Below are 12,411 nucleotides of genomic sequence, written 5' to 3' on the forward strand. Positions count from 1 at the left end.
AGTGGTCGTCAGTCCTTATCGACACTATTCAGCGCCCCTCGGTGGCGTCATGTCCACAGGCCCTCCCGTCACACGATCGCCATTCGGCCGTCATGAACCACCGTGCACACGACGGCACATGACCGCACTCTTTTGCTCAGGAGTTCACGGGAGTACGTTCCGTGCCCATGCCGATACGTGTCCGGAGCACCCGTAGACCCCGTTCCTCGCGCATCACCCTCGCGACGGCCGCCGCCGCCCTCCTGACCTCCCTCGTCGTGCCCGCCGGCGCGGCCCGGGCCGTCGCCGACGCCCCGGACGCCCGCGAGTCGCGGCCCGTCCACTCGTACGCCGACGCCGTCCGCGAGTCCGTCTGGGTGGACACCGGCCTCGACGGCGACGGCGACGGCCGCACCGACCGCGTCGCCGCCGACATCATCAGGCCCCGCGAACCCGCCGCGGCCGGGCGGAAGATCCCGGTCATCATGGACGCCAGCCCGTACTACGCCTGCTGCGGGCGCGGCAACGAGAGCCAGAAGAAGACGTACGACGAGGCCGGGAACCCCGTCCAGTTCCCGCTGTACTACGACAACTACTTCGTGCCCCGCGGCTACGCCTTCGTGGCCGTCGACCTGGCCGGAACCAATCGCTCGGACGGCTGCGACGACGTCGGCGGCCGCTCCGACGTGCGGTCCGCCAAGGCGGTGATCGACTGGCTCAACGGCCGGGCCCGCGGCTACACCACCCGCACCGGCGGCGAACGCGCCCACGCCACGCGCTGGTCCACCGGGGACGTCGGCATGATCGGCAAGAGCTGGGACGGCACCATCGCCAACGGCGTGGCCGCCACCGGCGTCGAGGGCCTGAGGACCATCGTGCCGATCGGCGCGATCTCGTCCTGGTACGACTACTTCCACTCCCAGGGCGCACCGCTCTACGACGCCAACCCGAGCTGGCTCTCCGGGTACGTCAACAGCCCCGAGGCGCGGGCGCGTTGCGGCGCCGTCCAGGAGCGGATCACCGCCGGCACCCCGTACAGCGGCGACTGGACCCGCGCCTGGAGCGAGCGGAACCACGTCCCGGACGCCTCCCGCGTGAAGGCCAGCGTCTTCGTCGTCCACGGGCAGCAGGACCTCAACGTCCGCGCCGGCCAGTTCGGTCAGTGGTGGGACGCCCTCGCCGCCCACGGCGTCCAGCGCAAGATCTGGCTCTCCCGGACCGGGCACGTCGACCCGTTCGACTTCCGCCGCGCCGACTGGGTCCGCACCCTGCACCGCTGGTTCGACCACGAACTGCTCGGCCTCGACAACGGCATCGACCGCGAGCCCATGGCCGACATCGAACGCGCCCCCGACCGGTGGACCACCGACCGCGTCTGGCCGCCGCGCGCCGCCGCCGCGACCACCCTGCGCCCCGGCACCGGCGCCGCACCCGGCGTCGGCACCCTCACAGCGGGCCCCGCCCCGGCCGGGGCCACCGAGACCTTCACCGACGACCCGGCCCTCGGCGAGACCGACTGGGCTGCCGCGATCGACCGTCCGACGCCCGCCAAGGCCGGCTTCGTCACCGTCCCGCTCCGCCGCGACCTGCGCCTGTCCGGGCCCTCCACGGTGACCGTCACCGCCACCCCGAGCACCACCAGCGCGCACCTGTCGGCCGTCCTCGTCGACCTCGGCCCGGACACCATCCGCGACTACGCCGCTGCCGGCGAGGGCATCACCACCCTTCCCGAGCGCACCTGCTGGGGCGCGAGCACGCCCGGCGACAGCGCCTGCTTCAAGGAGACCCGGGCCCGCACCGCGCAGGTCCAGTACACGATCGTCTCGCGCGGCTGGGCGGACCTCGGCACCTGGGCCGACCCGGGGGAGGGACGCCCCCTGACGCCCGGCCGGGCGTACCCGTTCACCCTGAAGCTGGCCGCCGCCGACCACGTCGTCCCGGCCGGTCACCGGCTCGCGCTGATCATCGGCGGTACGGACCGGGACCTGCTCGACCCCCCGTCGACCACGCCGACCGTCACGCTCGACCTCGCCCGCAGCTCCGCCCGGCTGCCGCTGGTCGGCGGGGCCGAGGCGTTCGCGGAGGCGACGGCCGGGGCCCCGCCCGCCCTCCGCGCGACCCCCGACGCGCCGCTGCTGCGCGGCGTCGCCGGACCGCGCGCCGACCGCCCGCTCCCGGAAGGGGCCGCCCGATGACCGCCCGTACGACCCGAAGCCTCCTGCTCGCGGCGACGGCCGCCGCGCTCGGCGGCTCGCTGCTCATCGCGCCCGCGCGGGCCGCCGACGCGCCGGACACCGCGCCGCCGCGCACGGGGTTCGAGACCAGCGGGGGAGCCCGCTGGACCACCGAGGCCGAGGAACGGGACTTCCTCGCCGCCGTCGACCGCGGCAGCGACCGGGTCTCCGCCCGCACGATCGGCGCCACCGGCCAGGGCCGGCCGCTCCGGCTCGTCACCGTCGGCCGCGGCGACGCCGCGAACACCGTGCTGCTGATCTGCAGCCAGCACGGCGACGAACCCTCCGGCCGCGAGGCGTGCCTCGGCACGGTGCGGGACCTCGCGTACGCCTCCGACCCGGCGACGCTGCGCTTCCTCGCCCGGACCACCGTCCTCGTCGTCCCCACCGCCAACCCCGACGGCCGGGCCGCCGACACCCGCGGCAACGCCGACGGCGTCGACGTCAACCGCGACCACCTCGCCCTGCGGACCGCCGAGGCCCGGGCGCTGGCCGCCGTGATCCGCGACCGCCGGCCGGACGTGATCTACGACCTGCACGAGTACGGCGGCACCTCGCCGTACTACGACAAGGACCTGCTCGCCCTGTGGCCGCGCAACCTCAACACCGACCCGCACGTCCACGACGAGGCGCACACCCTCTCCGAGCGGTACGTCCGGCCCGCCGCCGGCGCGGCCGGGTACAGCACCGGCGTCTACGGACTGTGGACCGATCCGCACACTGGGGAGACGATCCGGCAGGTCGCCGGCGACGGACAGGAACGCATCCTGCGCAACACCGCCGGCATCAAGCACGCCGTCGGACTGCTGGTGGAGACCCGCGTCGGACCCCTGACCGAGGCCGAGCGGACGGACCCGGCGCTCAACCACCGCCGCCGGGTGGCGAGCCAGCTCGCCGCGCTCGACGGCGCGTTCGCGTACGTCGACGAGCGGCGCGGCGCGATCGAGGCGGCCACCTCCGCCGCCCGGCTGGCCGGCCTCGCGGACCGCGGCCCGGTGTATCTCGGCGGCACCGACAACGATCCGGCGGAACCGGGCGAGATCCTGCCGGACCCGCCGTGCGGCTACCGCCTCGACCCGGCGCAGTACGCGCAGGCCGGCGACGAACTGGCGCTGCACGGACTGACCGTCCGCACCTCGGGCGACGGCGCGTACGTCCCGCTGCGGCAGTCGCAACGGGCGCTCGTCCCGCTGCTGCTCGACCCGCGGGCGGCCTACCGGATCGCCACGGGCCAGGCGGTCGACGCCTGTTGATACCGGGAGTCCGGCACCGCGTGTGCTAGGCGTTACGGAGCGCGGAATTTCGCGCTCCGCAACCCCTGCGAAAGGTGCCCCTTCGTGACGGACGATCAGCCGGGACCGCCGCGGTCCCCGGAGGGAGAGCGGGGAGGACTGCCGGTGACGGCGGACCTCCCCGCCGGTCCCGAGCACCACCACCGCGCCCGCACCGACCGGATCGTGTTCGGGGTCACCGCGGTGCTCACCGTCGCCTTCGTGCTCTGGGGCGCGATCGCCACGGAGAGCCTGGAGGACGTCTCCACCACCCTGCTCACCGGACTGATCCACAACGGCGGCTGGGCGTTCATGCTCGCGGCCTCCGGGTTCGTGGTCTTCGCCCTGTGGCTGGCGATCAGCCGGTACGGCCGGATCACCCTCGGCCAGGAGACCGAGGGGCCCGAGTTCCGCACGGTGTCCTGGATCGCCATGATGTTCAGCGCCGGCATGGGCATCGGCCTGATGTTCTACGGAGTCAGCGAACCGCTCGCGCACTACGGCACCCCGCCGCCCGGCACCCACCCCGCCGACTCCGCCGAGCGGATGCAGACCGCGATGGCCACCACCCTGTTCCACTGGACCCTGCACCCCTGGGCGATCTACGCCGTGGTGGGCCTGGCCATCGCGTACTCCACCTTCCGGCGCCGCCGCCGGCAGACCATCAGCGCCGTGTTCGTCCCGCTGATCGGCGAACGGCACGCGTACGGCGCGAGCGGCCGGATCATCGACATCCTGGCCATCTTCGCCACCCTCTTCGGCTCCGCCGCCTCGCTCGGCCTCGGCGCGCTGCAGATCGGCAGCGGCGTCCAGGAGCTGGGCTGGATGGAGAAGGTGAGCACCGGGCTCCTCGTCGCCGTCATCGCCACCCTGACCGTGGGTTTCGTGCTCTCCGCGGTCTCCGGCGTGGAGAAGGGCATCCAGTGGCTCTCCAACACCAACATGGTGCTGGCGGTGCTGCTCGCCGTGTTCGTCTTCGTCGCCGGGCCGACCATCGTCGTGCTCGACCTGCTGCCCACCTCCCTCGGGGCGTACCTCGACGGCCTGCCGCAGCTCGCCGGCCGCTCCGAGGCGGCCGGCGGCGAGAACGTGGCGGACTGGCTGGGCAGCTGGACGGTCTTCTACTGGGCCTGGTGGATCTCCTGGACGCCGTTCGTCGGCATGTTCATCGCGCGCATCAGCCGCGGCCGGACCATCCGCCAGTTCGTCGGCGGCGTCATCCTCGTGCCCAGCGCCGTCAGCCTGGTCTGGTTCGCCGTGTTCGGCGGCTCGGCGATGAAGCTGCGGGAGAGCGGGGCGCTGGCCCAGGAGGACACCCCCGAGGGGCAACTGTTCGGCCTGCTCCAGCAGTTCCCCCTCCCGACGGTGATGAGCCTGCTGGTGATGGTGCTCGTCGGGATCTTCTTCGTCTCCGGCGCGGACGCGGCGTCGATCGTCATGGGCACCCTCTCCCAGCGCGGCTCCTTCGAGCCGACCCGGCCGGTCGTCGTCTTCTGGGGCGTGGTGACGGGCGCGGTGGCCGCGATCATGCTGCTCATCGGCGACGGGCAGGGCGACGCGCTCGCCGGACTGCAGAACCTGACCATCCTCGTCGCCGCGCCGTTCGCGCTGGTGATGATCGGCATGTGCGTCGCCCTGATGCGTGACCTGCGCAAGGACCCGCTGATCGTCCGGGGCGAAGTCGGCGTCGAGGTGGTGGAGCTCGCGGTGATCGCCGGACACGAGAAGTACGACGGGGACTTCGAGCTGCGCATCGGTCCGGGCGGCTCCAGCGAGCTGCGCTGAGCCCATGATCACGATGAGTTAGAGTTACCGATCGGTATTGACCACACCGTAACGGGTCCGGGGGACCCGGAAGTTGGAGCACCACCCATGCGTCGCTTTCTGACGACCTTCGCCGTGTCCACGCTCGTGGCCGGCACCGTGCTGATCGGCACGGACCGCCTCACCGCGTCCTCGGTGCGCACCGAGCGCCTCGACACCGTCGGCAGGGTCACCTGTGACATCCCGCAGATGCAGGCCGACATCCGGCGGCTGCGCGCCGAGGCCGCGGAGCTGGACCGGGCCGGCAAGCGCGCCGCCGCCACCAAGGCCCGCGCGACGGCCGACGGGACCGAGCGCCTGATGAGGGCCTGTATCGACGGGGACCGCGACCTGTCCAAGCCGCGCTGGTAGGACGCCGCACCGCCGCGTACCACCCCGTACCGCCCCGCCGCCCGTCCCGTCTCCGTACGGGGCGGGCGGCCGCGTACGGAGTCCGGGACCGCGTACGGAGCCCGGACCCGTCTCCGGAGCCCGGGACCGCGCACGGAGCGCGGGGTGACCTAGGATTCCTCATCTGATGACTGCAACCCTCGTCGCCAAGAACCTCGCCGCCGGCCACGGCGAGCGCTCCCTGTTCACCGGACTCGACCTCGTCGTCGGAACCGGCGACGTGATCGGCCTCGTCGGCGTCAACGGAGCCGGGAAGTCCACGCTGCTGCGCCTGCTCGCCGGCCTCGACACGCCCGAGGACGGCGGGGTGACGCTCTCGCCGCCGACCGCGACCGTCGGTCACCTCCCGCAGGAGCCGGAGCGGCGGCCGGGGGAGACCGTGCGGGACTTCCTCGCCCGCCGCACCGGCGTCGCCGCCGCGCAGACCGCCATGGACGACGCCGCGCAGGGCCTCGCCGACGGCGTGCCCGGCGCGGACGACGCGTACGCGGTGAGCCTGGAGCGCTGGCTGGACCTCGGCGGCGCCGACCTCGACGAGCGCGCGGAGGAGGTCGCCGAGTCGCTCGGACTCACCGTCGGGCTCGACCAGCCGATGACCTCGCTCTCCGGCGGCCAGGCCGCCCGCGCCGGCCTCGCCTCGCTGCTCCTGTCCCGGTACGACGTCTTCCTCCTCGACGAGCCGACCAACGACCTGGACCTCGACGGCCTGGAGCGGCTGGAGTCCTTCGTACGGGGCCTGCGCGCCGGCACCGTCGTGATCAGCCACGACCGCGAGTTCCTCGCCCGCACCGTCACCAAGGTCCTCGAACTCGACCTCGCGCAGCAGCGGATCACGCTCTACGGCGGCGGCTACGAGGCGTACCTGGAGGAGCGGGAGACCGCGCGCCGGCACGCCCGCGAGGAGTACGAGGAGTACGCGGACAAGAGGTCCGCCCTGGAGGGCCGCGCGCAGATGCAGCGGTCCTGGATGGACAAGGGCGTCAAGAACGCCCGTCGCAAGGCCACCGACAACGACAAGATCGGCCGCAAGTTCCGCAGCGAGGCCAGCGAGAAGCAGGCCGCCAAGGCCCGCCAGACGCAGCGCGCCATCGAGCGCCTGGACGTCGTGGAGGAGCCCCGCAAGGAGTGGGAGCTGCGGATGGAGATCGCCGCCGCGCCCCGCTCCGGTTCCGTCGTGGCGACGCTCCGCGAGGCCGAGGTCCGCCGCGGCGACTTCCGCTTCGGGCCGGCGTCGCTCCAGGTCGACTGGGCGGACCGGGTCGCGATCACCGGCGCGAACGGATCCGGCAAGTCGACCCTGCTCGCCGCGCTCCTCGGCCGGCTCCCGCTGGACTCCGGCGCGGCGTCGCTGGGTTCGGGCGTCGTGGTCGGCGAGGTCGACCAGGCGCGGGCGCTCTTCCACGGTTCGGAGTCCCTGCTCGACGCGTTCTGCGCGGCCGTGCCGGAGACCGAGCCCGCCGAGGTGCGCACCCTGCTCGCGAAGTTCGGCCTCAAGGCCGAGCACGTCCTGCGCCCGGCCACCACGCTCTCCCCGGGCGAGCGGACCCGCGCCGCCCTCGCCCTGCTCCAGGGCCGGGGGGTGAACCTGCTGGTCCTCGACGAGCCGACGAACCACCTGGACCTGCCGGCCATCGAACAGCTCGAGTCCGCCCTGGACTCGTACAGCGGCACCCTGCTCCTGGTCACCCACGACCGCCGGATGCTGGACGCCGTCCGCACGACGCGCCGCCTCGAGGTCGCGGCCGGAAAGGTGATCGAGCACTGATGAACGCGACGGACCCGAGGATCGACCGGCTGGTCGGGATGCTCGACGATCTCGAGGCGGACGTGGACGAGACGATCGACCTGGCCGACGAGATCACGGAGACGGGCGACGAGACGCTGCTGCCCGCCCTCGAAGCGGCCCTCACCCACGCCCTGAACGCGGGGAACTACTACGCCCGCGAGGTGCTGGGCGGCATGATCGGCGCGCTCGGCGGCACGGACACCCTGCCGGTGCTGGTCCGCGCCTCGGCGGTCGACCTCGGCGACGACCAGGACGGCCTGGGGACCGAGATCGCCGGCCTGGTGGCCGCCGAGCCGGACCGCGCACGCGCCCTGCTCCAGCCCCTGCTGAAGGACGAGGACCCGGCGGTGGCCGGCTCCGCCGACTGGGCCCTCCGCTTCGCGGGATAGACACCGGCGTCGCGTACGCCGACGGGCCCGGCCGCGAGGTGGCCGGGCCCGTCGGCGTGTACGAGCGTCAGCGGCGGCGCTTGCCGCCCTCGCCGCCGCCCAGGAGGCCCGCCTTGCGCAGGGCGTCGGCCATGGCACTGTTCGACGGGGCGGGGGCCTGCGCGCGCCCGCGGTCCCGGTCGCCGCCCCGGCCGCCCGTGCCTCCGCCGCCGCCATTGCCGCCGCCGCGGCGCTGCTGCGGCGGGCGTCCGCCGCGCTCCCGCTTGGGCGCGCCCGCGCCGGTCTCCGCCGCCGCCTCGTCGTCCAGCCGCAGCGTCAGGGAGATCCGCTTGCGCGGGATGTCGACGTCGAGGACCTTCACCTTCACCACGTCGCCGGGCTTGACGACCTCGCGCGGGTCCTTGACGAAGTTCTTCGACATCGCGGAGACGTGCACCAGACCGTCCTGGTGGACGCCGACGTCGACGAACGCGCCGAACGCGGCCACGTTCGTGACCACGCCCTCCAGCACCATCCCGGGCGCGAGGTCGCCGATCTTCTCGACGCCCTCCTTGAAGGTCGCGGTCCGGAACGCCGGGCGCGGGTCGCGGCCCGGCTTCTCCAGCTCCTTCAGGATGTCCGTGACCGTCGGCAGACCGAAGGTCTCGTCCACGAAGTCGTCCGGCCGCAGCGAGCGCAGCACCGCCGTGTTGCCGATCAGGGAGGCGACCTCGCCGCCCGCCGTCTTCACCATCCGCCGCACCACCGGGTACGCCTCGGGGTGCACGCTCGACGCGTCCAGCGGGTCGTCGCCGCCGCGGATGCGCAGGAAGCCCGCGCACTGCTCGTACGCCTTCGGGCCGAGCCGCGCCACGTCCTTCAGCGCCTTCCGCGAGCGGAACGGGCCGTTGGCGTCGCGGTGCGCGACGATGTTCTCCGCCAGGCCCGCGCCGATGCCGGACACCCGCGAAAGCAGCGGCGCGGACGCGGTGTTGACGTCGACGCCGACGCCGTTCACACAGTCCTCGACGACCGCGTCGAGCGAGCGGGACAGCTTCACCTCGGACAGGTCGTGCTGGTACTGGCCGACGCCGATCGACTTCGGGTCGATCTTCACCAGTTCGGCCAGCGGGTCCTGCAGCCGCCGCGCGATGGACACCGCGCCGCGCAACGACACGTCGAGGTCCGGGAGTTCCTGCGAGGCGAACGCCGACGCCGAGTACACCGACGCGCCCGCCTCGGACACCATCACCTTGGTGAGGTTCAACTCGGGGTGCTTCGCGATGAGTTCGCCGGCCAGCTTGTCCGTCTCGCGGGAGGCGGTGCCGTTGCCGATGGCGACGAGCTCGACCGCGTGCTCCTTCGCGAGCCGGGCCAGCTTCGCCAGCGACTCGTCCCACCTGTTCGCCGGGACGTGCGGGTGGATCGTGTCGGTGGCGACGACCTTGCCGGTCGCGTCGACCACGGCGACCTTCACGCCGGTGCGGAAGCCGGGATCCAGGCCCAGCGTCGCCCGGGTGCCGGCCGGGGCGGCGAGCAGCAGGTCGCGCAGGTTCGCCGCGAAGACCCGTACCGCCTCGTCCTCGGCCGCCGTGCGCAGCCGCAGCCGCAGGTCGATGCCGAGGTGCACCAGGATCCGGGTGCGCCAGGCCCAGCGGACCGTGTCGAGCAGCCACTTGTCGGCCGCGCGGCCCCGGTCGGCGATGCCGAAGCGGTGCGCGACGATCGGCTCGTACGTCGAGGGGCCGTCGGTCGGCTCCTCCGGCTCCAGCTCCAGGGCGAGCACGTCCTCCTTCTCGCCGCGCAGCATCGCGAGCACGCGGTGCGAGGGCAGCGCGGTGAACGGCTCGGCGAAGTCGAAGTAGTCGGCGAACTTCGCGCCCGCCTCCTCCTTGCCCTCCCGCACCTTGGCGACGAGCCGGCCCCGGCTCCACATCCGCTCGCGCAGCTCGCCGATCAGGTCGGCGTCCTCGGAGAACGTCTCCGTGAGGATGGCCCGCGCGCCCTCCAGCGCGGCGGCGGCGTCCGCGACGCCCTTGTCCGCGTCGACGAACGCGGCGGCCGCCGCGAGCGGTTCGGCCGACGGGTCGGCGAGCAGCCCCTCGGCCAGCGGCGCGAGCCCCGCCTCGCGGGCGATCTGCGCCTTGGTCCGCCGCTTCGGCTTGAACGGCAGGTAGATGTCCTCCAGGCGCGCCTTGGTGTCGGCGGCCCGGATCTGCGCCTCCAGCTCGTCCGTGAGCTTGCCCTGCTCGCGCACGGAGTCGAGGATCGCGGTCCGCCGGTCCTCCAGCTCCCGCAGATAGCGCAGCCGCTCCTCCAGCGTGCGCAGCTGCGCGTCGTCGAGCATCTCGGTCGCTTCCTTGCGGTAGCGCGCGATGAACGGCACGGTCGACCCGCCGTCGAGCAGCTCGACGGCCGCCCTCACCTGCCGCTCGCGTACGCCGAGCTCCTCGGCGATCCTTGCTTCGATGGACGTCGTCACGGTGTCCCGACTCGCCTTCTCGTGCCTCCAGCTTGCCCGTGCATTCTGCCGGGTCGGCCGCCGGAACACCGCATGCGCCCCGCCGCTCGGCGGCAGTCGAACAGCTCAGCCCTTGCCGACGAGGTCGGCCGGGAACGCGCCCGCGCCGGCCGCCGTGATCAGGAAGCCCCGGCCCAGCTCGCTCAGCCGCTCGACGCCGTCGGCGCCGAGGTGCTCGTACGGGGCCGCGTCCAGCCGGTCGGTGTGCTCCTCGATCTCCTCGCGCAGCGCCACGCCGGCCTCGGTCAGCTCGCCCTCGGCGTCGAGCAGCCCGCGCTCGCGCAGCCGTTCCGCGGCGGCCTCCCAGTCGGCGCGCCGCCAGCCGCGGCTGGAGAGCACCCAGCGCGGGGACATGCCCTTGCCGGTGGCGGTGTGGCTGACGAGGGCCTCGACCGGGTCGAGCCCGGCGGAGAGCAGCGCCGCGAGGTGGGCGTCGCCGCGGTGCTCGCGCAGCAGCGTGGTGGCGTGCCAGAACCGCAGGTGCGGAGCCTCGGGCACGGGCAGGTCGGCGTTGCCGGCGTAGAGCGGGCGGGCGTGCCGGGTGCAGCCCTCGGCGGCGCGCAGCGCCAGCTCGGCGGCCTCGGCGAGCCCGTCGGAGGCGAGCGTCTCCTCGCCGAGCAGCCGGCGCAGCGTCGCGTCCACGACCCGCAGCCGGGCGTCGAGCACCTCGGCGGGGGAGGCGGTGCTCCACACCGCCGGGAAGTGCTGCGCGAGCAGCGCGTGGTTGTAGTTGTAGAACGTCGCGGCCACGACGCCCGGCCCGACCGCGCCGAGCGGGGCGACCCGCGCGGCGAGCCGCATCTGGTTCGGGTCGGTGAACCCGAGGGCCGTGAACTCCCGGTCCAGGTCCGGCGAGAAGAACAGCGTCGCGTGCAGCGAATTGAGGGCCCCGGCGCAGCGGCGTACGGCGCGGGGCGGCAGAGAGGTACCCATGGCCGGAACGTTACCGACTGGTCGGTATCGACGGAACCCCGGGCCGGGGCATGGCAGGAAAGGTGGGTTGTTCGTCATTGCGGACGTCACTCGCCGTGCCGAACGATGGGGGCATGACCTCGCGACCCGTCCTCGTCGTCCTGTTCGACGGGGTGCAGAGCCTGGACGTCAGCGGACCCGTGGAGGTGTTCGCCGGCGCCGCCCGCCACCTCGGCGACCCGGACGCCTACCCCGTCCGCACCGCCTCGCTCGACGGCGGCCCGGTACGGGGGCAGAGCGGCCTGCGGCTGCTGCCCGACGCCTCGCTCGCCGAGGCGGTCGCCGACGGGCCCCCGCACACCCTGGTCGTCCCCGGCGGCGAGGGCACCCGGACGCCCGACCCGGCGCTGATCGACTGGCTGCGCGTCCACGCCCCGCGGGCCGAGCGGCTGGTCTCGGTGTGCACCGGGGCGCTGCCGCTCGCCGAGGCCGGACTGCTCGACGGCCGGCGCGTCACGACCCACTGGAGCGTCTGCGACCACCTAGCCCGCCGGCACCCCGGTGTCCGGGTCGACCCCGAGCCGATCTACGTCCGCGACCGGGAGCTGTCCACCTCCGCCGGGGTCACCGCCGGCATCGACCTCGCGCTCGCCCTCGTCGAGGAGGACCACGGGCACGACGCGGCGCTCACCGTCGCCCGTCATCTCGTCGTCTTCCTGCGCCGCCCCGGGAACCAGGCCCAGTTCAGCGCCCAGCTCAGCGCGCAGACCGCCCGCCGCGCCCCGCTGCGGGACGTCCAGCACTGGATCAGCGAGCACCCCGAGGCGGACCTCTCCGTCGAGGCCCTCGCCGCCCGCGCCCGGCTCTCGCCCCGGCACTTCGCCCGGGCCTTCCACGCCGAGACCGGAACGACTCCCGGCAAGTACGTCGACCGGGTCCGGCTCGAACACGCCCGCCGCCTCCTGGAGGAGACCGCCCACGGCGTCCAGGAGGTCGCCCGCGCCGCCGGCTACGGCACCCCCGAGGCCATGCGCCGCGCCTTCGTCAAGGCGCTCGGCACCACGCCCGCCGACTACCGCCGCCGCTTCCGCGCCCCTCTGCCCACCACGTGAACCCGACGCACCCG

9 protein-coding genes are annotated in these 12,411 nt (G+C 73.9%); 7 read left to right on the forward strand and 2 right to left on the reverse strand.

Annotated elements, in window-relative coordinates; all coding sequences use genetic code 11:
* Positions 1–167: 167 nt before the first annotated feature.
* The 6 genes from ACNJ93_RS27125 (at position 168) to ACNJ93_RS27150 (ending at position 7,873) form a co-directional block, all read left to right on the forward strand.
* Complete coding sequence (locus ACNJ93_RS27125) at positions 168–2,174, forward strand: Xaa-Pro dipeptidyl-peptidase (RefSeq protein ID WP_418960074.1); 2,007 nt, start codon at positions 168–170, stop codon at positions 2,172–2,174.
* Complete coding sequence (locus tag ACNJ93_RS27130) at positions 2,171–3,466, forward strand: M14 family metallopeptidase (protein WP_418960075.1); 1,296 nt, start codon at positions 2,171–2,173, stop codon at positions 3,464–3,466. The genes ACNJ93_RS27125 and ACNJ93_RS27130 overlap by 4 nt, the downstream gene beginning before the upstream one ends.
* An 84-nt stretch (positions 3,467–3,550) precedes the next feature.
* On the forward strand, positions 3,551–5,269 hold the full coding sequence (locus ACNJ93_RS27135; protein ID WP_418960076.1) for a BCCT family transporter: 1,719 nt from the start codon (positions 3,551–3,553) through the stop codon (positions 5,267–5,269).
* Positions 5,270–5,356: 87 nt separating this feature from the next.
* Positions 5,357–5,659, forward strand: a complete 303-nt coding sequence (locus tag ACNJ93_RS27140) for a hypothetical protein (RefSeq protein ID WP_418960077.1) — start codon at positions 5,357–5,359, stop codon at positions 5,657–5,659.
* A 166-nt stretch (positions 5,660–5,825) separates the two neighbouring features.
* The gene (gene abc-f, locus ACNJ93_RS27145; RefSeq protein ID WP_418960078.1) at positions 5,826–7,463 is read left to right on the forward strand and encodes a ribosomal protection-like ABC-F family protein; all 1,638 of its coding nucleotides are present in this window, start codon (positions 5,826–5,828) and stop codon (positions 7,461–7,463) included.
* Positions 7,463–7,873: a hypothetical protein gene (locus ACNJ93_RS27150; protein WP_418960079.1), complete on the forward strand. Its 411-nt coding sequence runs from the start codon at positions 7,463–7,465 to the stop codon at positions 7,871–7,873. The genes abc-f and ACNJ93_RS27150 overlap by 1 nt, the downstream gene beginning before the upstream one ends.
* Before the next feature lie 67 nt (positions 7,874–7,940).
* On the opposite strand, the gene ACNJ93_RS27155 is transcribed toward ACNJ93_RS27150, so the two are convergent.
* Both ACNJ93_RS27155 and ACNJ93_RS27160 read right to left on the reverse strand, forming a co-directional pair.
* On the reverse strand, positions 7,941–10,334 hold the full coding sequence (locus ACNJ93_RS27155) for a Tex family protein (RefSeq protein ID WP_418960080.1): 2,394 nt from the start codon (positions 10,332–10,334) through the stop codon (positions 7,941–7,943).
* 105 nt (positions 10,335–10,439) lie between these two features.
* Positions 10,440–11,306, reverse strand: coding sequence for an SCO6745 family protein (locus ACNJ93_RS27160; RefSeq protein WP_418960081.1), 867 nt, complete (start codon positions 11,304–11,306; stop codon positions 10,440–10,442).
* A gap of 113 nt (positions 11,307–11,419) precedes the next feature.
* Between ACNJ93_RS27160 and ACNJ93_RS27165 the strand changes: the two genes are divergently transcribed.
* A complete protein-coding gene (locus ACNJ93_RS27165) occupies positions 11,420–12,397 on the forward strand; it encodes a GlxA family transcriptional regulator (protein ID WP_418960082.1) in 978 nt (325 codons plus the stop codon).
* The last annotated feature ends 14 nt before the right edge of the window (positions 12,398–12,411 follow it).

It is taken from the genome of Streptomyces tritici (assembly GCF_048500665.1).
Taxonomy (GTDB): Bacteria; Actinomycetota; Actinomycetes; order Streptomycetales; family Streptomycetaceae; genus Streptomyces; species Streptomyces tritici.

What these genes read in the sequence shown, in the direction of transcription:
- ACNJ93_RS27140 (WP_418960077.1), top strand. Translation starts at nt 5,357, where the DNA reads ATGCGTCGCTTTCTGACGACCTTCGCCGTGTCCACGCTCGTGGCCGGC.
- ACNJ93_RS27165 (WP_418960082.1), top strand. Translation starts at nt 11,420, where the DNA reads ATGACCTCGCGACCCGTCCTCGTCGTCCTGTTCGACGGGGTGCAGAGC.
- ACNJ93_RS27125 (WP_418960074.1), top strand. Translation starts at nt 168, where the DNA reads ATGCCGATACGTGTCCGGAGCACCCGTAGACCCCGTTCCTCGCGCATC.
- ACNJ93_RS27130 (WP_418960075.1), top strand. Translation starts at nt 2,171, where the DNA reads ATGACCGCCCGTACGACCCGAAGCCTCCTGCTCGCGGCGACGGCCGCC.
- ACNJ93_RS27160 (WP_418960081.1), bottom strand. Translation starts at nt 11,306, where the DNA reads ATGGGTACCTCTCTGCCGCCCCGCGCCGTACGCCGCTGCGCCGGGGCC.
- ACNJ93_RS27150 (WP_418960079.1), top strand. Translation starts at nt 7,463, where the DNA reads ATGAACGCGACGGACCCGAGGATCGACCGGCTGGTCGGGATGCTCGAC.
- abc-f (WP_418960078.1), top strand. Translation starts at nt 5,826, where the DNA reads ATGACTGCAACCCTCGTCGCCAAGAACCTCGCCGCCGGCCACGGCGAG.